Origin of the sequence: Enterobacter sp. Ap-867 (assembly GCF_011752855.1) — a bacterium.
In the GTDB taxonomy this organism is placed as follows: Bacteria; Pseudomonadota; Gammaproteobacteria; order Enterobacterales; family Enterobacteriaceae; genus Cedecea.
On record NZ_VWWS01000001.1, the window covers coordinates 1,193,223 to 1,219,748 of the forward strand.

At 57.7% G+C, this 26,526-nt stretch carries 10 protein-coding genes; 7 read left to right on the top strand and 3 right to left on the bottom strand.

Annotated elements, in window-relative coordinates; genetic code table 11:
• The first annotated feature begins 39 nt into the window (after positions 1-39).
• Positions 40-306: a putative hemolysin gene (locus F3J26_RS05690; RefSeq protein ID WP_008461385.1), complete on the top strand. Its 267-nt coding sequence runs from the start codon at positions 40-42 to the stop codon at positions 304-306.
• Here F3J26_RS05690 and hslJ read toward each other — a convergent pair whose 3' ends face one another.
• Positions 307-744 (bottom strand): heat shock protein HslJ, encoded by a 438-nt coding sequence (gene hslJ, locus F3J26_RS05695; RefSeq protein WP_008461387.1) that lies wholly within the window; start codon positions 742-744, stop codon positions 307-309.
• Positions 745-864: 120 nt separating this feature from the next.
• Entirely contained in the window at positions 865-1,854 is a 990-nt protein-coding gene (locus F3J26_RS05700) for a 2-hydroxyacid dehydrogenase (RefSeq protein ID WP_008461388.1), read from the bottom strand.
• A gap of 212 nt (positions 1,855-2,066) precedes the next feature.
• On the opposite strand from F3J26_RS05700, the gene F3J26_RS05705 reads away from it, so the two are divergent.
• Genes F3J26_RS05705 through F3J26_RS05715 form a run of 3 tightly spaced genes read left to right on the top strand, consistent with a single transcriptional unit; the run spans position 2,067 to position 5,238 of the window.
• Positions 2,067-4,712: a YdbH family protein gene (locus F3J26_RS05705; RefSeq protein ID WP_166992153.1), complete on the top strand. Its 2,646-nt coding sequence runs from the start codon at positions 2,067-2,069 to the stop codon at positions 4,710-4,712.
• Complete coding sequence (locus F3J26_RS05710) at positions 4,709-4,900, top strand: YnbE family lipoprotein (protein ID WP_008461390.1); 192 nt, start codon at positions 4,709-4,711, stop codon at positions 4,898-4,900. Before F3J26_RS05705 ends, F3J26_RS05710 begins: the two co-directional genes overlap by 4 nt.
• 14 nt (positions 4,901-4,914) lie before the next feature.
• Positions 4,915-5,238 carry a YdbL family probable chaperone protein gene (locus F3J26_RS05715; protein WP_008461392.1) on the top strand — a complete coding sequence of 108 codons (324 nt, stop codon included), beginning with the start codon at positions 4,915-4,917 and terminating at the stop codon, positions 5,236-5,238.
• Positions 5,239-5,309: 71 nt separating this feature from the next.
• Here F3J26_RS05715 and feaR read toward each other — a convergent pair whose 3' ends face one another.
• Positions 5,310-6,224, bottom strand: a complete 915-nt coding sequence (gene feaR, locus F3J26_RS05720) for a transcriptional regulator FeaR (protein ID WP_166992156.1) — start codon at positions 6,222-6,224, stop codon at positions 5,310-5,312.
• 190 nt (positions 6,225-6,414) lie between these two features.
• Here feaR and F3J26_RS05725 point away from each other — a divergent pair, with 190 nt between their 5' ends.
• From F3J26_RS05725 to F3J26_RS05735, 3 genes are all read left to right on the top strand, one after another.
• Positions 6,415-7,917 (top strand): aldehyde dehydrogenase family protein, encoded by a 1,503-nt coding sequence (locus F3J26_RS05725; RefSeq protein ID WP_166992159.1) that lies wholly within the window; start codon positions 6,415-6,417, stop codon positions 7,915-7,917.
• An 845-nt stretch (positions 7,918-8,762) separates the two neighbouring features.
• The gene (locus tag F3J26_RS05730) at positions 8,763-10,106 is read left to right on the top strand and encodes a TolC family outer membrane protein (RefSeq protein ID WP_008461396.1); all 1,344 of its coding nucleotides are present in this window, start codon (positions 8,763-8,765) and stop codon (positions 10,104-10,106) included.
• A gap of 136 nt (positions 10,107-10,242) precedes the next feature.
• Positions 10,243-26,475 carry an Ig-like domain-containing protein gene (locus F3J26_RS05735; protein ID WP_166992162.1) on the top strand — a complete coding sequence of 5,411 codons (16,233 nt, stop codon included), beginning with the start codon at positions 10,243-10,245 and terminating at the stop codon, positions 26,473-26,475.
• Positions 26,476-26,526: the final 51 nt, after the last annotated feature.

Genomic DNA, 26,526 nt, shown 5'->3' on the forward strand with positions numbered 1-26,526 from the left:
ATGCAAAGGTTTTGCATATTCAGACGGGAGAGAGAAGCCATGCGCGCTGCGTTTTTAGCCGGTTGTGCCGCACTGTTATTATCGGCATGCAGTAATGAACCCCCTCAACAGGCCACTGCGGCCCACGTTCCTCCTGGCCTCAGGGCGGCAATGTCCAGCCAGGGCGAAGCGAACTGTGCGATGATTGGCGGTACGATGAGCGTTGCGCGTCAGCTGGACGGCAGCGCGATTGGCATGTGTGCCATGCCGAACGGCAAGCGCTGTAACGAAAACTCGCTTGCCGCTGGCACCTGTGGAAGCTACTGATTAATTAACGAGATCGGCCAGTTTGTACGTCAGCGTATGCTGGCCGCTCTTCAGCACCAACTGCTGGTTAGCCAGAGAAACTTTGGCCCCGCTGGTCAGCATGTCATTGATACGGTGATCCAGGTCGTTCAACAGCGGGTCGCTGCAAAGCATCATCGTCATGCCCACGCCTTTCGCCTTCAGCGTGTTGTGTTCCAGGGTTGCCTGGCCCATAAAGCGGTTACACATCTGACCATAAATCTGCATGTTTTCACCGAAGCTAAGCTCAGGCGCGCGTTTGCTGTTTTTCACGTCCAGAGGCTTACCGTCTACGCTCTCCAGCACAAAGCGATGGTGCTGCAAATCTTGTGCGGTCACGGCACCTTTATCGGAATCTGACGGCTGGGCGCAACCTGCCAGCACTACGCTTGCCAGCATCAGTGAAGCGAACTTTTTCATTTCTTCTCCCTAAGTTTTATCAGTCATCAATGAAAGCGCGCCACTTTCGCAGGATGTGGCGCATGAATCAGTAAGGATACTCTTAAAATTAACCGCCTCCTGCGAGAGGCGGGCGGAAAATCAATTCAACTGGTTCGGGCAAGGCTCGCCTTTTTCCAGCTGACGCAGGTTTTCAAGCGTCGTTTCGGAAATGCTGGTCAGCGCCTCCGCCGTCAAAAATGCCTGGTGGCCGGTAAACAACACGTTGTGGCAGGCGGAAAGGCGGCGGAACACGTCGTCCTGAATCACGTCGTTAGACTTATCTTCAAAGAACAGATCGCGTTCGTTCTCGTACACATCCATGCCCAGCGCGCCGATTTTCTGGTGCTTGAGCGCGTCGATGGCGGCCTGGGAATCAATCAGCCCGCCGCGGCTGGTGTTTATCACCATCACGCCGTCTTTCATTTGATCAAAGGCGGAGTGGTTGAGCAGGTGATAGTTTTCCGGCGTCAACGGGCAGTGCAGGGAAATAATGTCGGACTGCGCAAACAGCGTTTCGAGATCGACATATTCTACGCCTAAATCCAGCGCCGCTGCGCTCGGATAAGGATCAAACGCCAGCAGGCGCAGGCCAAACCCTTTCAGGATCCGCAGCGCGGCAACGCCGATTTTCCCGGTGCCGATCACGCCTGCCGTTTTGCCGTGCATGGTAAAACCGGTTAAGCCTTCGAGCGAAAAGTTGGCGTCACGTGTGCGCTGGTAGGCGCGATGAATGCGACGATTAAGGCACATCATCATCCCGATAGCGTGTTCAGCCACGGCTTCCGGCGAGTAGGCAGGGACGCGAACCACGGGCATACCAAGCTCTTTCGCCGCGTCTAAATCGACGTTGTTAAAGCCGGCACAGCGCAGCGCGATAAACTTAACGCCGTGTTTTTTTAGCTCTTCCAGCACCGGGCGACTACCATCATCATTAACGAAAATACACACGCCGTCGCAGCCGTTGGCCGTTTTGGCGGTTTTTTCGCTCAACAGGAAGTCAAAAAATTCAAGATCAAAGCCATATTCCTGGTTAACCTGCTCCAGATACTTTTTGTCGTACTGTTTTGTGCTATAAACCGCAAGTTTCATAAGACTTATCTCCAGAAAGGGTTGGTTCCAAAACTATCATGCTTAAAATAATCATACAATTTATAAACTGAAATTTTAACGGCAGGTGACTATTTCACTTCCCGGGCAGACTATGCTTACTATTGCCGCCGCCTTCACGCCCGGCCTGAATCGTGCCAGAATAATGACATATTTCGGCTTAAATTGTCGCTGAATCAGGATATTAACCACCCATGAAGGGTAAATATAAAGCCGCGCTTGCGCTGATACTTGCATTGATTCTGCTGCCGCTGTCGCTGCTGCTCACGGTGGCGTACTGGCTGCCGACGCTAGCCGGGATCTGGCTGCCACAGGGCACCCGTATTGCGCTGGAGGCCAGCCCACGCCTGCACAACGGGGCGATTATTATCCCCGATCTTCGTTATCTGGCCGGGGAGTGCGAGCTTGCCAGCCTCAAAGATGCAAGCGTCAGTCATCCGAGCCGCTGGCGGCTTCACCTCGCGGAACTGAATCTCAATCCAGACTGCATCAGCAAGATCCCCGCCGATGATGTGGCTCCCGCCGCACCGCGCACCCTTGAAGAATGGCAGAAAATGCTGCCGAACACCTGGCTGACTATCGACCAGCTTAACGTCACGCCGTGGCTGCAGTATGCGGGGGCGCTGCATCTCTCTTTGACCCCGCAGCAGCAACAGCTGGATTATCAGGGGAAATTGCTCACGCTTTCCGCCACGCTTAAAGGGCAAAACCTGAAAATTAGCGATCTAAAAGTCGGGGCATTCGAAGGGCTTCCGCCGCTTGAGCTGGTGGGTGACTTAACGCTCCCGCTGGTGCCGGATGGCCTGCCGACGGATGGGCAAGTGGCCACGCAGGTGCAAATTCCGCAGGAGCCGGACAGGCTGCACGTGGCCCTGAACTGGCACACTAACGCCGGCAACCTGACGGTGAAAAAATTATCAGGCGACGAGGCCCCGCTGCTGAGCATTCCCTGGCGCCTGAGCGAAAACGCCCTTGAGATTAACGCCGGGCAGTGGCGCTGGCCTTATGAAGGTTTCCCGCTGGGCGGCGGAGTGTCGCTGAAGGTGGATAACTGGCAGGCCGGGCTGGATAACGCCATTTTCACCGGGCGGCTGAATGTGCTGACTCAGGGCGACGCCGGGAAGGGCAACGCCGTGCTTAACTTCGGCCCAGGAAAACTCAGCCTGACCGACAGCGCTTTGCCGCTACAGCTCACCGGAGAGGCGAAGCAGGACCAGCTTATTTTCTATGCCGCGTTGCCCGGTGAACTGACGGGCGCATTGACCGACCCGTCGCTGCTGTTCCATCCGGGCGCCTTGCTGCGTTCCCGTGGCCGCCTGATTGAAACGCTGAATATTGACGATGTGCGCTGGCCGCTGGCGGGCGTGCGAGTCTCCAGTAAAGGCATCGACGGCAGGCTACAGGCTATCTTACGCGCCCACGACAATGAAATGGGCGCCGTGGAACTGCATCTGGACGGGAAAGCCAATGACTTCCTGCCGGACGCCGGGCTGTGGCAATGGCGCTACTGGGGCAAAGGCAGCTTTACGCCGATGCAGGCAAAATGGGACGTTCGCGGCGTGGGCGAATGGCGTGACAGCGCCATTGAACTGAGTTCGCTGTCCACCGGTTTCGACAAGCTGCAGTACGGCTCAATGCTGATGTCGAAGCCTCGTCTTAGCCTGGACAACCCGCTGCGCTGGGAGCGGAACGAAGAAAAAGAGATCTTCACCGGCGATTTCTCTCTGGACGCGGGGGCGACCACCTTTAGCGGCGGCAGCACCTTGCCGCCATCGACGCTTAAATTCAGCGTGGACGGGCAAAACCCGACTGCTTTCCTGTTCAAAGGCAATTTACACGCCGGGAAAATTGGCCCGGTGCGTGTGGTCGGACGCTGGGACGGGGAGCGTCTGAGAGGCAACGCGTGGTGGCCAAAACAGACGCTCACCGTGTTCCAGCCGCTGCTGCCCGCCGACTGGAAAATGGATTTGAAAGGGGGCAATCTCTACGCCCAGGTGGCCTTCTCCGCGGCGGCCGGGCAGGGCTTTGAAGCCGGGGGCCACGGCGTGGTCAAAAGCGGCAGCGTGTGGATGCCGGATAACCAGATTAACGGCGTCGATTTTGTACTGCCGTTCCGATTTAGCGATTCAACCTGGCACTTTGGCAGGCATAGGCCGGTCACGCTGCGCATTGCTGAAATTCGCAACCAGATAGCGGCACAAAACATCACCGCCGATCTGGAAGGCTGGTATCCATGGAGCGAACAGCAGCCGCTGCTGCTGACCAACGTCAATGCGGATGTGCTGGGCGGCAAGATCTCAATGCAGCAATTGCGCATGCCCCAGCGGGACGCGGCGCTTTTACGGCTGCAAGGGCTCTCCTCCAGCCAGCTCGTCACCGCCATCAACCCTAAACAGTTCAGTATGTCCGGGCGCTTCAACGGCGCGCTGCCGCTGTGGCTCAATCACCCGCAGTGGATTATCAAAGACGGCTGGCTGACCAACCCTGGCCCAATGACCTTCCGCATGGACAAAGACATGGCGGATGCCATCGTGGACAACAACATGGCGGCTGGCGCGGCAATCAACTGGCTGCGCTACATGGAGATCTCGCGATCATGGACACAAATCGACCTCGACAACCTCGGCGTGGTCAGGATGCGTTCCAGCGTGACCGGCATCAGCCACGTGGAGGGAAAAACTAACACCGTCAATCTCAACTATACCCATCAGGAAAACCTGTTTACCCTGTGGCGCAGTTTGCGCTTTGGCGATAATTTACAAACCTGGCTGGAAGAGAACGCCGCGCTGCCAACGGCTCGCTGCACACAGTCCGGTGAAGCCTGTGAGGAACCCAAATGAACTATTTTACCCCTGTGCTGCTGGCATCGGCGGCGCTGATGCTGACAGGCTGCACGCCGCGCATTGAAGTGGCCGCCCCTAAAGAGCCGATCACCATCAATATGAACGTCAAAATCGAACACGAAATCCACATCAAAGTGGATAAAGACGTTGAAAGCCTGCTTAAAAACCGTAGCGATCTGTTTTGAGAAGGGGAACGGCGATGAACTCTATGATTAAAAGCGTGCTGCTGGCTGGCCTGTTGTTCAGCACATCCGTGATGGCGCTGACCCTAAACGAAGCGCGTGAGCAAGGGCGGGTGGGCGAAACGCTAAGCGGCTATATTGCGCCCATCAAGCAGGATCCGGAGACGCTGGCACTGGTACAAAGCATCAATGAAGGTCGCGCCCAGCACTATCAGCAGCTGGCGGACACCAACAATGTCTCGCTCAATGAGGTTGCTCGCCTGGCTGGTCAGAAGCTGGTGGACAGGGCTCCTGCCGGAGAATACGTCCGCGGGCTGAACGGGCAGTGGATGAAGAAGTAGCTTTATGTCTATTCCCCCTCATTTGTGTTCCCTCTCTCCCTTTGGGAGAGAGCCGGGGTGAGGGTTGCCTTTCAGGCTGATTGAAAACGCTTGCGATACTCCCCCGGCGACACGCCAAACCTGCCCTTAAACGCCGTTGAAAAATGGCTGTGATCGGCAAATCCCCAGCTGTAGCCAATCCCCGCCAGTTTTTCACTGTGGCTGGCCGTGCGCAGCGCCTGGGCGCAGAGATCCAGTCGGCGATTCTTAATGTATTGCGCCACAACCAGGCCTTTATCGGCAAACAGTCGGTAAAGGCTGCGCACCGACATCCCCGACTCGGCGGCGATCCACTCCGGGCGCAGCGTTTCGGACTGAATATGGTCATCAATCAGCGACATGACTTTCTGCAGGTGGCGGTCGCGCTTTGAGCCCGGCAGGCTGTGCTGAATCAGCGCCGGCGCGAGCAGGCAGGCAATCGCTTCGAGCGTGGCTTCACTTTCTCCGCCACTGAGCCCCTCGCTGCCCATACTTTCACGCAGCAAGCTGTGACTCAGGCGCACAACAGGCATCTCTGCGGAGAGTCTTTGTGCGCAGGGGACTTCGCCCTGGCGAAGGTGCTGTTCCAGCAGATGGCGCGGCAGTAAAAGCGAAACCTGCTTCGCCCCGTCGGTATAGGTAAAACAGCTGGGGCGGCCAGCATCAATCAGCGTAATATCACCCTGAGTAAGCACGGCCTGGCGATCGCCTTGCTCCATGACGGCTTCGCCCTCCAGCTGAAAAACGGTATAAAACCAGGCGTCGTTGCTTTGGGTCACTTCCTGCTTTGTACGCAGCAGGCGTGCCTGGTTAATTTCCACCACGCTAAGTTTAATGGCATGGGTAAGGTGTTCGCTCAGGCTGCCGTGAAACCCGCTCTCCAGCGCCGCACCTGAAAAACGACCACATGCGCGATTCACCTGGTCAAGCCATTTTTCGAATCGCTCGTTGCACTGTTTTTCTACCATATATCCTCACTTATCGCCGCCAGAAGCCAATAACTATAGGTAAACGTGATTCAAAAAAAGAATCATCATCAACATTTGTGTAGCGTGTCACAGCCAGCAAAGCGAATGTCAGCCGGAGAAAACCCTAACCTCAACATAGCGCCTAGAATGAAGGTGGGCTACACGATAATGACCTTGATAAGGAGATGCTATGACCGAGCCAGAAACGGTAAGCGTGCTGGGCTGTGTGCGCCAGTTTCTTCAGCGTTCACATGGGCTGTACATTGACGGCCGCTGGCAGGCGTCAGACAGCGAAGGGCGCCTGCCGGTCTTTAACCCGGCGGACGGGCTGCAAATTTCCAGCAGTGCCGACGCCAGCGCCTCGGATGTCGACCGCGCGGTAACGTCTGCCTGGCGTGCCTTCAGCAGCGGCGTATGGGCCAACATGCTGCCTGCCGGGCGGGAGCGAATCCTGCTGCGGTTTGCCGACCTGCTTGAGCAAAACACGGAAGAACTGGCGCAGCTTGAAACGCTGGAGCAGGGCAAGTCCATTAACATCTCTCGCGCATTTGAAGTGGGCTGCACGCTGAACTGGATGCGCTATACCGCAGGCCTGACAACGAAAATCAGCGGCCAGACGCTGGATGTTTCTATCCCGATGCCGGAAGGGGCGCGCTATCAGGCCTGGACGCGCAAAGAACCCGTGGGGGTCGTGGCCGGGATCGTGCCGTGGAACTTCCCGCTGCTTATTGGCATGTGGAAAGTGATGCCGGCGCTGGCGGCAGGCTGCTCGATTGTCGTTAAACCATCAGAAACTACGCCGCTAACGCTGCTGCGTATGGCCGAACTGGCTACAGAAGCAGGCGTGCCGGACGGCGTATTTAACGTCGTCACCGGCAGCGGCTCCGGCTGCGGTAAAGCCCTGACCGAACATCCACTGATTGCCAAAGTCAGCTTCACCGGCTCGACGGCGACGGGCAAAGGCATTGCCAAATCAGCAGCGAACAGGCTAACGCGCGTCACGCTGGAGCTGGGGGGGAAAAACCCGGCAATCGTATTGAAAGATGCCGACCCGGCGATGGTGATTGCAGGCTTAATGGCGGGCAGCTTCCTTAACCAGGGGCAGGTGTGCGCCGCCAGTTCGCGGATCTATATCGAAGCCCCGCTGTTCGACACGCTGGTGAGCGGCTTTGAGCAAGCGGTGAAATCGCTGCAGGTGGGGGCGGGCATGAACCCAGCGGCCCACATCAACCCGCTGGTATCGAAAGTGCAACAGGAAAAAGTGGCCGGATATCTGGCGCAGGCGCAAGAGCAGCGCGCGGAGCTAATCTCCGGGAATTCAGGCCCGCAGGGCAGCGGCTACTATATTGCCCCAACGCTGGTAGTGAACCCTGCCGCCTCTCTGCGCCTTGCCAGAGAAGAGGTCTTTGGCCCGGTGGTTAACCTCGTGCGCGTGGCGGATGCGGAAGAAGCCTTGCGACAGGCCAACGACAGCGACTACGGCCTGACGGCAAGTCTGTGGACCAACAACCTGCAGGCGGCAATGCAGTACACTGGCCGTATACAGGCGGGCACTGTCTGGGTGAACAGCCATACGCTAATCGACGCGAATATGCCGTTTGGCGGCATGAAGCAGTCGGGCTACGGGCGTGATTTTGGCCCGGACTGGCTTGACGCCTATACCGAAACCAAAACCGTATGCGTGCGTTACTGAACGTTGGCACATTTCGGTACTTATCACGTCCCGGAATAAGTTGCCGCTGGTAATCTGCAGGTCCCCTCCCGCGAGGGAAGATCGTTGTCCGATCTTGACCATTAATCTTGATAAGAAATGTTGCTACCTTCAGACCGGGTTTCCCCCCGGTCTTTTTTTTGCATTTTTTTGTCAAGAAGACGTTATTTTAGTCATGAAATGATTTTTTTCCGTGACGATCGCCCAGGGTTAACATCTGCCCAACGCCCTTATTTTGCGTAGAACTTGCGACAATGTAACATTTATGGAAAAACAACCAAAAATGAGCAGCACGGATTTATTGAAGAACTTCGCTGGAATGTAAAATTGATGTAAATCAATGCTTATGCCATAAGCTTATGAATTATAACTATTAGCTATTTATCACGATGTCTCTATTCACGAGATCAATCGATCTGTTTTTTCAGAGCACCTCCTTTTGAGTAACATACTATTAACAATAAATCATTGGTGAGGTTAATTTTTATTTGGTAGGATTTTTCTTAAGGATGATTCGGAAAAAGGATCTAAGTGATTTGCTCCGCAGGACTAAATAAGTCATATTGCGTAACGCCTTTATATAAAGAGGCAGCGTGAAATCATGACCTTCATTTATTAAGAAGACATGAAAGCGGTCGACAGCTTTCTACCTCTTTATAGTCACAACGTCTCGCTCCAGAAATAAACGGGGCGCCATAATGTGGGCGTTTTAATTCAACCATTACAGTCGTTTAAATACATCAGCTACTCATCCGTGCCTGTTTATTCCCAATGCAGGAAGGAGCAACATCATCCTGATTATTTAATGGATAAGGATATTGCCGTTTATGCTTCAGTCTTATTCCCTGCCGGTCGCGATGCTTGCCGTTATTTTTTTCGGCAGCGGCATGCGGGTGAATGCCGCACCAGCGCCGGCCTGGGCCACAGCACCCGGCATCGCGCAAACGGCAACCCTCACGCTGAACGAAAGTATTCTGTTCGCTCTTGACCGCGATCCTGCCGTTTCTCAGCAGGCAGCTCAGTTCGGGATTGGTCAGGCGCAGATTGATCAAGCCCGAAGCGCCTGGATGCCGCAGATCTCCCTCAGCGGCAGCACCGGGCATTCGCGTACCACGGACTCCAGCGGTTCCCTCAAGAACTCGGCTGCCTACGGGCTTAGCCTGACGCAGCTGGTGTATGACTTTGGGAAAACCAGCAGCAATATTAGTCAGCAGGAGAGCCAGCGTGAGAGCTATCGCTACCAGCTTATGGCGACGTTGACCGGTGTGGCAGAAAAAACGGCGCAGGCCTATGTCGATGTGAAGCGTAACCAGGCGCTGATCGCGGCAACGACAGAGAGTATTGCCGCGCTGCAAAACGTCAACACCATGGCAAAACTGCGGGCGGATGCCGGGCTGAGCTCGAGTTCGGACGTGCTGCAAACCCAGACTCGCATTGCCGGTATGCGCTCAACGCTTGAACAATATCAGGCGGCACTCCAAAGCGCGAAAGCGAGACTGGCGGTATTAACCGGAATCAACGCCGCGCAATATCAGGCCATGCCGGTACGCCTGGCGCTTGAACAGGAACCGCTCGACAACATTGATTACTCGCTGATCCCGAGCGTGCTGGCGGCGGAGGCCATGCGTGAGTCTTCAGGGTATGCCGTAGAGAAAGCGAAATCGGGCCACTGGCCCACGTTGAGCCTGAAAGGCGGACGCACTCGTTACCAGTCCAACAACAGCGCGTACTGGGACGATCAGATTCAGCTGAGCGTGGACGCGCCTATCTATCAGGGCGGGGCGGTCTCCGCCCAGGTCGAGCAGGCTCAGGGAGCCAGACGTATTGCGGCTTCTCAGGTTGAGCAGGCGAAATTCGACGTGCTGCAAAAAGCGTCCGTGGCAATGGCTGACTGGAACGGGGCCAGAGGCCGTGAAACGGCGGGAAAACTCCAGCTGGAAAATGCCCGACGCGCGCGGGAAGTTTATAAAAATGAATATAAATTAAGCAAACGCAGTCTCAACGACTTATTAAGCGTGGAGCAGGATGTGTTCCAGGCGGCCTATGCACAAATTAATGCGGACTTCGACGGCTGGCAGGCGGCAGTAAATTACGCTGCCGCCGTTGATAATCTATTGCCCCTGACAGGCGTCGAGAAAAATGCCGCCTCGAAATTACCGGATTTGAAATAAATGGTGTGAAAGTAGTGGCTTAGCCCCGCCACATAAAAATAAGTTGATGTGAAATGAGATCCGGAATTCTCAGGGGTTTCCACATCCAAAAATTAATACCGTATGCCTCGTTCCGGCATATATAAGGAGAAGTGCTATGAGTAAGATTCTTGAAGTTATTTCCCGCAAGGACGCAGAGAAAACCCTGGTAACAGGCGATGGGAATCTCTCTGTGTCGCTTTCATCCCCCTCTGTCATTCAGATTCACGGCAGCGCTAAAGATGTGGCGCACTATCTGCGTCAGGGCAACGATCTGCTGGTATACATGAAAGACGGCAGCGTTATTCGCTGCAATGGCTATTTTGTGGAGGAAGAAGGGCGGTCTGGGCACCATTCAGAACTGGTGTTTGATGACGGCAAGGCACTGACGCATATCACTTTCGACGAAGCGGGCGCCGCGGTTGGCACCCAGGGCACGGCTTTAACGGCAACCTCCGTCCCCATTGAATCCATTGCACCATTCATGGACGGCTCTGCGCTCGGCGATGTGCCGTGGGGCTGGGTTGCAGGTGCCGTGGCCGGGGGCGCGGGTATCGGGGCGCTGCTGGCACACGGCGGCGGGAAGTCACACACCACCGTTATCGACAATACCAAAGAGGTCGAAAGCGCCCGGCCAACGTTCACGGTTACCGACAACAAAGGCGACAGCAAAGGGCTGCTGAGCAGCAACGCGGTGACCGATGACGCAACGCCAACCTTCAGCGGCTCCGGACAGCCGGGAGCCACTATTCAGGTCAAAGACAGCAACGGCAACACCATTGCCAGCACCATGGTCGACAGCAACGGCAACTGGAAAGTGCTGCTGAGCGAGCAGCCGGACGGGACGCACACCTGGAGCGTGGTGCAAATCGACGGCAATAAAGTCACCTCTGCCGGGGATATTACCCTCAATGTTGTTACCGCTCAGGCTTCACTGACCGTCGCGACGACGGCAGGCGACAATATGATCAACGCGGCGGAGCAGGCAAATGACGTTATCATCAGCGGCAGTTCGCAGGCGCTGGCCAGCGGCACGGCGTTAACCCTCACCCTGAACGGGAAAACTTACAGCACAACCGTAGGTAGCGACGGCAGCTGGAGCATAACCGTGCCTGCAGCCGACGCCAAAAACCTGGCGGACGGGAGCTGGACGGTAGCCGTGAGCGGGAAAGACGCCGCAGGCAACAATGTCACTGCCAGTGAAACGCTGGTGGTGGACACGAAAGCGCCTGGGCTGACGGTAAATGCCATCGCCGACGACAACATCATTAATGCGGTTGAACACGGCGCGGCGGTGATCATCGGCGGTAAAACTGACGCTGAAGCCGGGCAGGTGGTCACGCTTAAGCTGAACGGCAAAACCTATACCGCAACGGTAAGCGCAGACGGCAGCTGGAGCATGACCGTGCCGGCGGGTGATGTGCAGACTATGGCGGACAATAGCTACACGCTGAACTTCAGCGTCAGCGATAAAGCGGGCAACACCACCACCACTAACGCGTCCCTGCTGGTAGACACCACGCCGCCGGAAGCCAGCGTCAATACCGTGGCCGGGGATGATATTCTCAGCGTCAGCGAACAGGGTCAGGCACAGATCATTTCTGGCACCAGCCGTGGCGCAGCCCCTGGAGACAAGGTCACCGTTTCTATTGGAGGAGAAACCTTCCAAACCAGCGTGCAGCAGGACGGCAGCTGGAGCGTGGGCGTACCCAAAGAAATTATTTCATCGCTGCCGGAAGGCACAAATACCGTTACCGTAACCATCACCGATGCGGCGGGAAACAGTGGCCGAGTAGACCATGACATCACCGTCAGCTCTACGCCGCCAGCGGTTGCCTTCCATCCGATAAGCCAGGACAACGTGCTGAACGCCATTGAGGCGACTCAGCCGTTAACGCTGAGCGGCACCAGCAATTTACCGGACGGCAGCACCGTCACCGTCAGGCTGAATAACGTCAATTATACTGCGGACGTTCAGGGCGGTGTCTGGCAGGTTCAGGTACCCGTTGAGGATGTCGTCAAGCTGGGCGATACCACTTACACGCTGAGCGTCAGCGGCACGGACAGTACGGGAAATACGGGGACGGCGAATGCGACGCTGCTGGTTGATACGGCACTGCCTACGGTAGTGGTGTCGACCTTCGCGGGCGACAACCGCATCAACAACAGCGAAATCGCTAACGACCAGACGCTGAGCGGGCGAGTCACCGGCGCGCGTGAAGGCGACACGGTTACCCTTAACGTAGGTGGAAAAAACTACACCACCAAAGTACAAAGCGATTTGACCTGGAGCATCACTGTTTCTGCGGGCGACCTGCAGGCGCTGGGCGATGGCGATGTCTCCGTGGTTGCGTCCGTGACCAACGGTCACGGCAATACCGGCCGGGGCGACAGCAGCTTTAATATCAACGCTCAGCTCCCGGGGCTGCGCATCAATACCGTGTCCGGGGATGACGTGATTAACGCCATCGAGCAGCATCAGGATTTGACGGTGAGCGGCACCAGCTCACACCTCAACGCCGGGACAATTATTACCGTACGCGTGAATGGCGTGGATTACCCGGCGGCTGTAAGCGCCACCGGCACCTGGCAAATAGGGATCCCGGCAAGCGATCTGGCCAGCTGGCCGAACGGTAAGCTGGACATTAGCGCCAGTTCTGCCGATGAATGGGGCAACCCGGTTGCGGCCTCCCGCCCGGTGGACGTTGACCTGAACTCCGTCGCTATCTCCATCAACAGCGTGACCAGCGATGACATGCTGAATGCGGTTGAGAAGGCCGCAGATCTTACCCTGGGCGGGAAAACTCAGGGCGTAGAAACCGGGCAAACTGTAGTCATTAAATTTGCCGGGCACACCTACACCACAACCGTTAACGAAAACGGTGACTGGACGTATACCGTGCCAGCGGCGGATATGCGCGACATGATTGATGGCCGAGCAGAAGTATCCGTGAGCGTTACCAATGCCAGCGGTAATAGCGCCAGCGGCGCAAGGGAAGTGCTGGTCGATACCCAGCCACCGTCAATCACGCTCCACAGCGTCACGGCTGACAATATTCTTAATCATGCCGAAGCGGCACAAGACCTGGTCATCACCGGTACCAGCACCGCACAGCCGGGGCAAACGGTCACCGTGAACCTCAATAACCAAAGCTACACCGGCCAGGTGCTGGCCGATGGCACATGGAGCATCACCGTGCCGGTTTCAGACCTGGCTAATCTAACCGACGGTAACTGGTCTATCAGCGCCAGCGTCAGCGACATAGCAGGCAACCCGGCCAGTATCAACCACGGCATGCTGGTCGATACCACCGTGCCGGTGGTCACCATCAATGTTTTCGCTGGCGATAACATCGTTAACCGCACCGAACATTCCCAGGCGCAGATCTTGTCCGGTAAAGCCACCGGCGCGGCCGCGGGCGACAGCGTTAAAGTCACCGTTAACGGCGTCGAGTATTCTACGGTGCTGGACGCCGGTGGAAACTGGAGCATTGGCCTGCCTGCAGAGGTGATAGGCGGTCTGGCAGACGGCAAATATACCGCAACGGTCGCGGTGACGGATAAAGCAGGCAACGTCGGCGGCAGCTCGCTGGCGTTTGATGTTGCTACCGGACTGCCGCAAATCACCATCAATGTCATCGCGCAGGATGACGTGATTAACGCGGCAGAAAAGAGCGCAGAAGTTACCATTAGCGGGACCAGCAACCAGCCGGACGGGACACAAATCACCGTGAATCTGAACGGTGTTGACTATGCTGCCGTCGTTAACGGCAGTGCCTGGAGCGTTAAGATCCCGGCGCCGGACGTCGCAAAATTGGGTGAAGCTAACTATACCGTTAACGCATCGGTCACGGATGCCAGCGGTAACAGCAATTCTGCCAGTCACAGCGTGCTGGTCGACAGCTCGCTGCCTGTCATCACTATTAATACCGTCGCGGGCGACAACATCATTAACCTGGCGGAGGTTAACGCCGGACAGGTGCTCAGCGGCAGCGCGTTCAACGCGGCGGCAGGAGATGAAGTTACCGTCATTCTTGGCGGTAAAAGCTATACGGTTACCGTCCAGAGCGACCTGAGCTGGAGTTTGCCGCTGAGCAAAGAGATGCTCACCGCGCTGGGCGATGGTGAGCTTACCGTTCACGCCTCCGTCACCAACGGGCGCGGTAACACCGGCAGCACGGATCATGACATCACGATCGCAGCCCAGCTGCCGGGCCTGCGTATTAATACTATCGCGGGCGATGACGTGATCAACCTCGCGGAGCATAGCCAGGATCTCATTGTCAGCGGCACCAGCATTGGCCTCAACGCGGGTAGCGTGGTGACCGTGACGCTAAACGGCAAAGACTATCTGGCAACGGTAAACGCCGACGGCACCTGGCGCGCCGCCGTACCGGGAAGCGACGTTAGCCGCTGGCCTGACGGCGTGCTGACGGTAACCGCAAAAGCAGAGGATGGCGCCCAAAATCCGGTCAGCATCGACGGTATCGTGGATGTCGATTTAGCGCCGGTGTCCATCAGCGTGAATAGCGTCACGGCCGATAACGTGCTGAACGCGGCAGAAAAAGGCAGCGATCTGGTGCTCTCCGGCTTGACCACTAACGTTGAGCCGGGCCAGACCGTCAGCATTACCTTCGCCGGGCATCGCTATACCACCGTCGTGAATGACGACGGGAGCTGGCGCTATACCGTACCAGCCGCCGACATGGCAAAACTGAAAGACGGTGATGCCCGGGTGACCGTCAGCGTCAGCAACGTGAACGGTAACCCGGCAAACGCCGCCCAGGAATACAGCGTGGACGCCAGCGCGCCAACGCTACTTATCGATCCGCTGAGCGGGGATAACCTGCTTAACGCCGCAGAAGCGAAGCAGCCGCTGATTGTCAGCGGCAGCAGCAGCGCAGAGCCGGGACAGGACGTTACGGTGACGCTGAATAACGTCAACTATACCGCGACCGTTGGCGCCGATGGCCGCTGGAGCGTCAGCGTTCCGGCCAATGATTTAGCCGCGCTCAAGGACGGCATCATCACCGTCAGCGCCTCCGTGGCTGACAAAGCAGGTAACCCTGCAAACGCCGATCGCGGCATGCTGGTTGATATTACCGAGCCGAAGCTGACTATCGATACCGTGGCAGGCGATGACATCATTAATGCCAGCGAGCATAACCAGGCCCACACCGTGAGCGGCACCAGCACCGGAGCTGCTGCGGGGGATGTGGTTACCGTCGTGGTGACCAACGGGCAGGGAACGTCGTTCACCTTCACCACAACGCTTGATGCCGGGGGTAACTGGAATGTCGGCATCCCGGCGTCGGTCATTAATGGCCTATCGGACGGCAGCTACACCATCACCGCCAGCGTCACCGATGCGGCTGGCAACAGCGGCAGCGCCGATCGCGGCCTGAGCGTGAATACCGCGCTGCCGGCGATCTCGATTGCCGCCATTGCGGTGGATGACGTTATTAACGCGACGGAAAAGGGGCAGGACCTTGTGCTTTCCGGGACCAGCAACCAGCCCGCTGGCACCCTCATCACCGTCACCCTGAACGGGATTACTTACCAGGCCGTGGCCGGAACCGACGGCAGCTGGAGCACAACGATTCCGGCTTCTGCCGTCAGCAAGCTGGGTGAGGCTAATTACACGGTGACCGCGGCGGTAACCGACGCCCACGGCAATAGCAATAGCGACAGCCACAGCGTGCAGGTCGATAGCGCCTTGCCAACCGTTACTATCAACAACGTCACCAGCGACAATATTCTCAATATCACGGAAATCGCCAGCGGCCAGACGCTCAGCGGCCTCGTCACCGGGGCGGTAAAAGGTGACGTTGTCACTATTAATCTCGGCGGCAAGCTGTATCAGGCGACCGTCCAGGACGATTTGAGCTGGAGCCTGTTGGTTTCCAAAGAGATCCTCACCGCGCTGGGCAACGGCGAGCTGACCATTACTGCTTCTGTGACCAACGGACACGGCAACACCGGCAGCGGCAGTCGCGATATTGTTATCGACGCGAACCTGCCGGGGCTGCGCGTGGGCACCGTCGCGGGCGATGACGTGATTAACGCCATCGAGCATAACCAGAACCTGATTATCAACGGCACCAGCACCGGCCTCAGCGCGGGCAGCGCGGTAACCGTAACGATTAACGGTAAAGACTACGCGGCAACCGTTCGCGCGGACGGCAGCTGGCAGGCCGCCGTACCGGGAGAAGATGTCGCTCGCTGGGCAGAAGGTGCCGTCACCATTGAGGTGAAGGGCAGCAGCGGCGCGGGAAATGATGTGGCTATCCAGCATCAGGTTACCGTCGATCTCAGCGAAGTGGTGATCGGCATTAACGCCATAACCGGCGATAATGTATTGAACGCCGCTGAAAAGAGCGCCAACCTCGAACTCTCCGGCACGACGCAAAACGTAGAGCCGGGGCAAACCGTCAGCATTACCTTTGCCGGGCACACCTACACCGCCACTGTTCAGGCGGACGGCAGCTGGAAGTACACCGTCCCGGCGGCGGATATGGTGAACCTGAAAGAGGGTGACACCACCGTTCAGGTGAGCGTGACCAACAAAAATGGCAACAGCACAGAAGCGGCGCAAAACGTCAGCGTCGACAGCCTTGCTCCGACCCTGACCGTGGATCCTGTCAGCCAGGATAACCTGCTGAATGCCGCAGAGGCTAAGCAGGATCTGATTATCAGCGGAACCAGTACCGCAGAGGCGGGCCAGACCGTGACCGTGCAGCTGAACGGCGAAAGCTATCAGGCAACGGTAAAGGCAGACGGAAACTGGAGCCTGACCGTACCTGCATCGGACGTCGGTAAACTGGTTGATGGTAACGTCACCGTCACCGCAAGCGTGGAAGACCGCGCGGGTAACCCGAACAGCGCCAGCCGCGACGTGCTGGTTGATAAAACCGTGCCTGAAGTGACCATCGGCACCGTCGCTACTGACGACGTGATTAACCAGACCGAACACGACCAGGCGCAGGTGATCTCCGGTACCAGCACCGGCGCGCAGGCTGGCGATATTGTTACCGTTACGCTAGGCGGTAAAAGCTACACCGGCGTAGTGGACGCGAGCGGGAACTGGAGCGTCGGCATCCCGCGGGCGGATATCAGCGCGCTGGGCGATAACACCTACACCGTGACGGCCTCCATTACCGACAAAGCGGGCAATACCGGCGATGCGATTCATAACGTCAAGGTCGATACCGCGGCACCAACCCTGACCATCGACATTATTGCGGGGGACAACATCCTCAATGCCGATGAGAAAACCGGGGATGTCATCATCAGCGGTTCCTCTACCGGGCTGGCGAGCGGGAGCGCCGTCACCGTACATCTGAACGGTAAAAACTATGCCGCTACCGTGGGCGACGACGGCAAATGGTCCACCACCGTACCAGCAGGCGACGTGGGCAAACTTGGCGAGGCCTTCTATGAGGTTTCCGTCAGCGCCAGCAACGGCGTGGGTAACGCTGGCAGCCAGAGCAGCACGCTGGAAGTCGCCTCTACGCTGCCGGGCGTTATTATCAATGCCGTGGCGATCGACGACATTATCAATGCCTCCGAGCTGGCCGCTGGCCAGACGATCACCGGGCGCGTGACCGGCGTGCAGGCCGGCGCAGACGTGACCATTAACATCGGCGGCGTCAACTATACCGCGAAGGTGCAAAGCGATCTCACCTGGAGCCTGGCCCTTAGCCAGGATGTGCTGACCGCACTAGGCGACGGCTCGCTTAAAATTAATGCTTCCGTGACTGACGGTGCGGGTAACACCGGTACCGGTTCTCGCGAAGTCACTATCGACGCGGCCCTGCCGGGCATCCGGATTAATACCATTGCGGGCGATGACGTTATCAACGCCATTGAACATGGCCTGAACCTGGTCATCAACGGCACCAGCCGCGGCCTGAGCGAAGGCAGTGCGGTAACCGTGACCATCAACGGTAAAGACTATGCCGCGACGGTACGCGCCGACGGCAGTTGGCAGACTGTGGTGCCAGGAAACGAAGTCAGCCAGTGGCAGGCCGGCGATATTACCGTTTCGGCAGGCGGAACCAGCAGCTCAGGCAACCCGGTGTCCATCGATCACACCGTCAATGTTGATCTCAGCGCGGTGGCGATAACCATCGGCCAGATTGCCGGGGACGACGTGCTGAACGCTGCCGAGAAGGGCGCTGATTTATTGCTGTCCGGGGCAACACAGAATGTGGAGGCCGGGCAGACCATCACCATTACCTTTGCCGGGCACACCTACACTACTCAGGTAGCAAGCGACGGTAGCTGGACATTCACCGTCCCGGCTAATGATATGAAAGGGTTGAAAGACGGCGAGACTTCTGTGGGAGTTAGCGTCGCTAACGTGAGCGGTAACGGAGCATCGGCCGGGCGTGAAATCAGCGTGGATACCGCAGCCCCGACCCTGCAAATCAACACTATCGCCGGGGATGACGTGCTCAATGCAGCCGAGGCCGGGCAGCCGCTGGTCATCAACGGTACCAGCAATGCGGAGCCGGGCCAGACCGTGATCGTGAATCTGAACAATGAAACTTATACCGGTACCGTGCAGGCTGACGGAACGTGGAGCATAACCGTTCCGGCGGAGAAAGCTTCTGCGCTTGGTGACGGCGTCTATTCCGTTGCAGCCAGCGTCAGCGATGCCGCAGGCAACCACACCTCCGCAAACCATAACTTCAGCGTGGACGTCACCGTGCCGACCATCTCCTTTGGTGTGGTTGCGGGCGACGATGTGATTAACCTCGCCGAGCACGGGCAGGCACAAATTATCTCCGGTTCCAGCAGCGGCGCTGCGGCAGGGGACAAAATTACCGTGACCATTGGCTCCAACAGCTGGACCACCACCGTGGACGCTGCGGGCAACTGGAGCATTGGCGTCCCGGCCAGCGTCGTCAGCCAGCTGGCGGACGGCACCGTCACTATTCACGCCAGCCTGACGGATGCAGCAGGTAATACGGGGATCGGTAGCCATGACGTTGTGGTCAATACCGGTTTACCGTCGCTCAGCTTCAATCCGTTAAGCGGTGACAACGTGCTTAACGCCAGTGAAAAAGGGGAAACATTAACCCTGAGCGGGACCAGCGCTAATCTGGCCCCGGGAACTGCGGTTATCGTCACGCTGAACGGTAAAAATTATACCGCCACCACCGACGCCAGCGGTAACTGGAGCGTTGACGTTCAGCCGGGCGATCTGGCCGGGCTGGGCGAAGCCAACTATACGCTGACCGCTACCGCAACAAGCGCTATCGGCAACAGTGCCAGCACTCACGCCAGTTTGTTGGTAGACACCGCCGCGCCGGGCGTCACGATTAATCCAGTGACCGCAGACAACGTCCTTAACGCGTCTGAAATCGCAGCAGGCCAGACTCTGAGCGGAAAAGTCAGCAATGCGGCAGCCGGCGACACAGTCACGATCAATCTGGGGGGGAAAACCTACACCGCGACGGTGCAGAGCGATCTGAGCTGGAGCCTCGACCTGCCTGCTAGCGTGCTTACCGCCCTGGGGAACGGAAAACTCACCGCCACGGCCTCGGTCACTAACGGGCACGGCAACAGCGGCACGGCAGAACGTGAATTTACCATTGATGCCAGCCTGCCGGGTCTTCGGATCCACACCGTGGCGGGGGACGATGTGATCAACGCCATTGAACACAATCAGAACCTGATTGTTAGCGGAAGCGCTAGCGGTATGAGCGCAGGCAGTACCGTGACCGTCACCATCAACGGCAAAGGCTACCTGGCAACGGTGAGCGCCAGCGGAACCTGGTCGGCCGCCGTACCTGCGGAAGATGTCAGCCAGTGGGCGGCAGGCAATGTCACTGTTACTGCCGCTGGCAGCAGTAGCGCGGGGAACCCGATCTCTATCGATCGCATGGTGAATGTCGACCTCAGTCCGGTTGCGGTCAGCGTTGACGCTATCACAGCAGATAACGTGCTTAACGCGGCTGAGAAAGGGGCCGATCTGGTTCTTTCAGGTAAGACCCAGAACGTTGAGGCCGGGCAAAACGTCACCATTCTTTTCGGCGGGCACACCTATACGGCGCAGGTTGCGGCCGACGGGAGCTGGAGTTACACCGTGCCAGCAGGCGATATGGCTGGGCTGAAGGATGGCGATGCGTCAGTAAAAGCTACCGTGACTAACGTGAACGGCAACGGAGCCAGCGCAGAGCGTGAATTCAGCGTGGATGCCACGCCGCCGGGGCTTGCCATTGACCCCATTGCCACGGACAACGTTATTAATGCCGCAGAGGCAGGCGCGGGCGTCGTCGTCACCGGAACGTCAAACGCGGAAGCCGGACAGACGGTCACGCTGACCCTGGACGGAAAAACCTATACTGGCGTAGTGAAAGCGGACGGCACCTGGAGCGTAACGCTTGATGCTACAGCCCTGGGGAGCCTGGCAGATAACAACTATCAGCTTAGTGCGAGCGTCAGCGATGCGGCGGGTAACGGATCAACCAGCAGCAAAACGATAACGCTAGACACCACCGCGCCGACGATCGGCTTTAACGTCGTGGCGGGTGACGACATCATCAACTTTGAAGAGCACGCTCAGGCGCAGATTATCTCTGGCTCCAGCAGCGGCGCAGCGGCAGGGAATAAAATTGTTATTACCCTCAACGGCACTCAGTATGTCACCCAGATAGATGCCAACGGCAACTGGAGCATAGGCGTCCCGGCTTCGGCGATTTCATCGCTGAAAAACGGCACGGCAACGATTACCGCCACGCTCACCGACAGCGCCGGCAACGAGGGCACTAACACCCATACGGTTGAGGTTAACGCCGTCCGTGTCGGGCTAACCATCGGGACTATCAGCGATGACGACGTGATTAACGCCGCAGAATCTCAGCAGGATTTGGTTATCGGCGGAGGTAGCGCTGAACTGACCGTGGGCACTCAGGTGACCGTTACGCTGAACGGCGTACAGTACCACACCACTGTTCAACAAGGCGGCGGCTGGAGCGTTACCGTGCCGGCGAATCAGGTACAAAACCTGGTGCACGGTAACGGCTACACGGTCGTGGCATCGGCGACGGACGGCGCAAATAACGCCACTTCGGCAAGCCATAACATCACCATAGACACCGCAGCGCCGGTCATCACCCTCGCCGATATCTCCGGTGACAACGTGATCAACGCGGCGGAACAGCAGCTGCCGTTAACCATTCGCGGTACCAGCAGCGCGGAAGCCGGGCAAAAAGTGACCGTTAAGCTGGGAAGCGGGAGCTACGACGCTACGGTGCAGGCGGACGGCTCCTGGAGCGTGACCGTTGCCGCGGACGACCTGGCGAAGCTTACCGACGGTGACTTCAACGTTAGCGCCTCCGTTCAGGATAAGGCAGGAAACCCGGGCAGCGCGGATCGTACTTTGACGGTGGACACCACCCCGCCAACCATCACCTTTAACAAGGTGGCGGGGGACGACATCATCAACAGCGCCGAGCAGCAGGCAGGCCAGGTCATTAGCGGCACCACTGACGCTCAGCCTGGGCAGACGGTAACCATCACCTTCAATAATCACTCTTATAAGGCGGTGGTGAGCGACACCGGAACATGGTCTGTGACCGTCCCGGCACAGGACTTCCTGGGCGCGACAGACGGCAGTTACCAGATTTCCGCCAGCGTTAGCGATAAAGCCGGGAACAGCAGCAGTGCGAATAAGCAGGTGACCCTGAACGGCGAGGTGCCGACCATCAGCGTCAATGACTTCGCGCAGGACAACATTGTCAGCGCCGCAGAACACGGCACTCCGCTGGTGATAAGCGGCGTGACCAACGCGCCTGCGGGCCAGACGGTGACTATCACCCTGAATAATCAGAGCTATACCACCACGGTCAACGGCGACGGCACATGGAGCTACACCCTCGGCAGCGGTGCGGTTTCCGCGCTGGTCGATGGCGGCTCGTATGTGATTCATGCCAGCGTCAGCAACAGCATCGGTAACAGTGCGGGAGCAGACCGCACCGTCACGGTGGACACCACACCGCCGCAGATGACCATTACCATTGACGCTCTGCAAAACGACACCGGGCTGAGCAAGACTGACTTTATTACCTCCGATAACAAGGTGGTGGTGAAAGGTTCCCTGAGCGCGGCACTCGGCAATAACGAAAAGGCGCAGATAAGCCTCGACGGCGGATCCAGCTGGATTGACCTTGTGGTTAACGGCAAATCCTGGAGCTATGCCGACGGGCGCACGCTGCCGGACGGTATCGTGACCTATAACGTACGCGTCATCGACAATGCCGGCAACGTGGGCTCGACGGCAACGCAAAACGTAACTATTGATACTGTTGCGCCGGATGCCAGTAAAACCATTACCGTTGAGGCCATTACCCAGGATACGGGTCTCGATGCGCACGACTTTATTACCAGTGACAATACGCTGACCATTAGCGGCAAGTTAGGGGGAACGCTGGCGGCCGGTGAACATGCCCAGATCAGTATTGATGGCGGAAAAACCTGGGTTGACGTGAGTATCAGCGGCACCACATGGAGCTACATCGATAGCCGCACGCTGGCCGACGGGGATTATCTCTATCAACTGCGCGTGATTGATGATGCGGGCAATATCGGGGCAACCACCAGCCAGTTGGTCACCGTTGATACCGTGGCACCGGATGCGAGCAAATCCGTCACCATTGACCGCATTGCCGACGATACAGGGCTGAGTAATAGCGACTTTGTCACCAGCGACACCTCGCTGACTATCCACGGTTCTCTGGGCGCTTCACTGCTGGACGGCGAATATGTGCAGATAAGCATGGACGGCGGCCTCACCTGGAAAACGGTCACCACGGTAGGCACAACCTGGTACTTTACCGACGGGCGAACGTTAACCGACGGCACGTATCAATACTATGTTCGCGTGGTCGACGCTGCGGGTAATGTCGGGCAGAGCGCTTCTCAGACGGTAACGGTAGACACCACGCCGCCGGATGCGGCTATCACCGTTACCGTGGACAGCATCACCACCGACAGCGGCTTCAGCAACAGCGACTTTATCACCAACGATAACACGCTGACGCTGAACGGCTCACTTGGCGCGGTGCTTGGCAAAAATGAATATGTTCAGGTGAGCTTCGACGGCGGAGCCAGCTGGGTTAACGCCACGTCCGTCAACGGGACAAGCTGGAGCTATACCGATGGCCGCCAGCTTGCGGACGGTAACCACACCTGGCAGGTTCGCGTTGTCGACCTTGCCGGAAACGTGGGAGCAACCACCAGCCAGACGGTAACGGTAGATACCGTCGCGCCAACCTACGGCATCACCATCGACAGTATTTCGGATGATACCGGGCAGAGCGCTAGCGACTTTATCACTATGGATACCACGTTGACCCTGAACGGCACCCTGGGCCACGCCCTTGCCAGCGACGAGCGCGTGCAAATCAGCCTGGACGGCGGTCAGAGCTGGGTGGATGCCGTGGTGAACGGCACGGCGTGGCATTACGTGGATGGACGTACTTTGCCGGACGGCGACCATCTTTATCAGGTGCGGATTATCGATCAGGCCGGAAACGTGGGTTCAACCGCAGCCCAGGTTGTCACCGTTGATACCGTGGCGCCGGATACCGTCGGCACTATCGTCAGCTATACGGATAATGACGGCGAGCGTACCGGTAATTTCGACAGCAGCTACTCCACCGACGATACCTCGCCGGTGCTGAACGGTACGCTGAACCATGCGCTGGCCGACGGTGAAATTGCCCAGATCTTCCGCGATGGCGTGCTGGTAGGCAAGGTGACCATTACCGGCGGTACAAGCTGGACCTTTGCGGATTCTGGCCTGCTGGACGGAAATTACCACTATGTTCTGCGCGTGACGGACAAAGCGGGGAACTACACCGAGTCGAACGACTTCACGCTGACGGTCGATACCTCGGTGCCGACGACAATTGCCCACGTAGATGCGGTATCGACTTCAGATACCACGCCGATTCTCACCGGGGATGTCAGTGCCCAACTGATGAATGGTGAATTCGTGGTCGTGACCGTGAATGGCAAAACGTACAGCTCCGAGCGCGGAGGCCCGGTGGTGGTCGATCCTTCGTCTAACCGCTGGTATCTGCAAATTCCTGACAGCGACCTGCTGGGGCTGAACAGCTACAACGTCACCGCCCAAGTGAAGAGCAGCGCGGGTAACGGCAACAACACCGGGATCCAGACAGGATCGCTGGTCGTGCATGCCGAAACGGCCAATGACACCAGCTGGGCGAACACGGCGGGCAATGCGAACAACAGCGCCAGCACGTTAATGCTCAACAATAACGGCCTGTGGACGCTGGTGACCAATACCTCGGTATACAACGGCACGGATCTGAACAGTTACACCCAGACGTCGCTGCCTAATACGCGTGCGAATACCGTCAGCTACACCGCGCTGGACTTTGACCGTAACGGCACCGTTGATATCTACGGCACGGAAACCACTTACGGCAACGCGGTACAGACCATGTGGATCGCCAACGCCAATGGCACTTATACCACCAGTACCCAGGCCAACGGCACCACGATCTGGTACGGCGGCGTTATCGCCTATGACAAAAACGGCGATGGTTATGTCGACCTGGCCTACGGTGACGCCGGGGGCGACTCCAGAACCTACCTGATTAACAACAAGGGTAGCATGGTGGCCGACGGGACCAATGGCAACGGCGGCTTGACCGGCGTCAGCTACCGCGAACTGTCCGGCGTGGACATCAACAATGACGGTAACATCGATATTGTTCAGCATACCAACAGCAACGGGACCAGTGCGCTGAGCGTGATTTCTAACAACGGCAGCAAGCTGACGACCCTGCAGTCTATTGCCAACGTGTTTGTCGATAACGCGGCGAACACGACGACCGCTGCCTCCATGACGTGGGCCGACTTCAACGGCGATGGCTACCTGGATCTCTATATCGCCACCGGTCGGAGCGTGACCTCTGCGACGGTGAATTACAGCGGGAAGATTTTCTACAACGATGGCAATGGTCAGTTGAACAGCAACTACACCAGCGTGGAGTCTACGTCGACGGCGGCTAACGCGGGCTATATGTCCGTGGCCGTGGACTGGGACGGTGATGGCGACATGGATATTGTTAAGTTTTCCACCTACGGCACCAGTCAGACAGCGCGTCTGTTTAGCAACGACGGCACCGGCAAAAACTGGACCGAAAGCCAGCTCGCAAAAGGACTGGTTAACGTCACGGGCGTTGCGGTGGCGGACTACGACTGGAACGGTACTCAGGATCTGCTGGTGTCTCAGCAAAACGGGAAAGTGGTGTTGGTGGCCAACACCAACACCATCGCCCCGGGTACCGCGATGCACCTGCGCATTGTCGACAGTGAAGGGATCAACGTCTTCTACGGCAATACCGTCCGGCTGTATGACTCTGCCGGGAAGCTGGTTTCGACGCAGATTATCAACGCCCAGTCGGGCATTGGGGCGAACGACGCGTCGGCGCTGGTGAGCTTCTACGGCCTCAACCCGAATGAAACCTACCATGCCGAGCTGGTCAGAGCGATTAACGGCGTCACCAGCAATGTGACGTGGAATGGGCTAACCGCCGGAGACGGGAAAGAAAGCTATGCCCTGACGGCGGAGGCCGCCACCGGCGTTCACGGCGGCACGCTGAACGGCACTGGCTATAACGATACCTTTATCGCCGAGCAGGGAACCTACGTCTATAACGGCGGCGGCGGCTGGGAAACTTCATCCGATCACCAGACCTGGAGCGCGACGGGCGGGATGGATGTGGTTGACTTCCGTAACTCCGGGGTAGGTATCACCGTTGATCTGGGTAAAACCGGGGCGCAAAACACCGGCTTTAACACGGCAACCTTCACCAACATCGAAGGGATCGTCGGCTCCAGCCATGACGACGTGATCACCGGCAATAGCGGGAACAACACCTTCGAAGGCGGCGGCGGCAACGACACCTTCAACATCGGCAGCGGCGGCCACGATACGTTGCTCTACAAGCTGTTGAACAGTTCGGATGCCACCGGCGGCAACGGCCATGATGTGGTGAACGGCTTCAGCGTGGGAACCTGGGAAGGTACGGCGGACAGCGACCGTATTGACCTTCGTGAGCTGCTGCAGGGCAGCGGCTACGCCGGGGACGCATCGGCGCATTACATCAATGGCGTTGCGCAGTTGGGGGCCGGGGCGGGCAATATCGGGGACTACATCAAAGTGGTGCAGAACGGCAGCAGCACTGAGATTCAAATTGACCGCGACGGTAAGGGCGGCGTCTTTGACCCGACCACGGTAGTCACGCTCAACGGGGTACAAACCGATCTCGCCACGCTGCTGGCTAACCACCAACTATTAGTTATCTAGCCCTTATTCCGCCGGGCCTTAAGTCCGGCGGAATATCAGCAGCTTAACTTT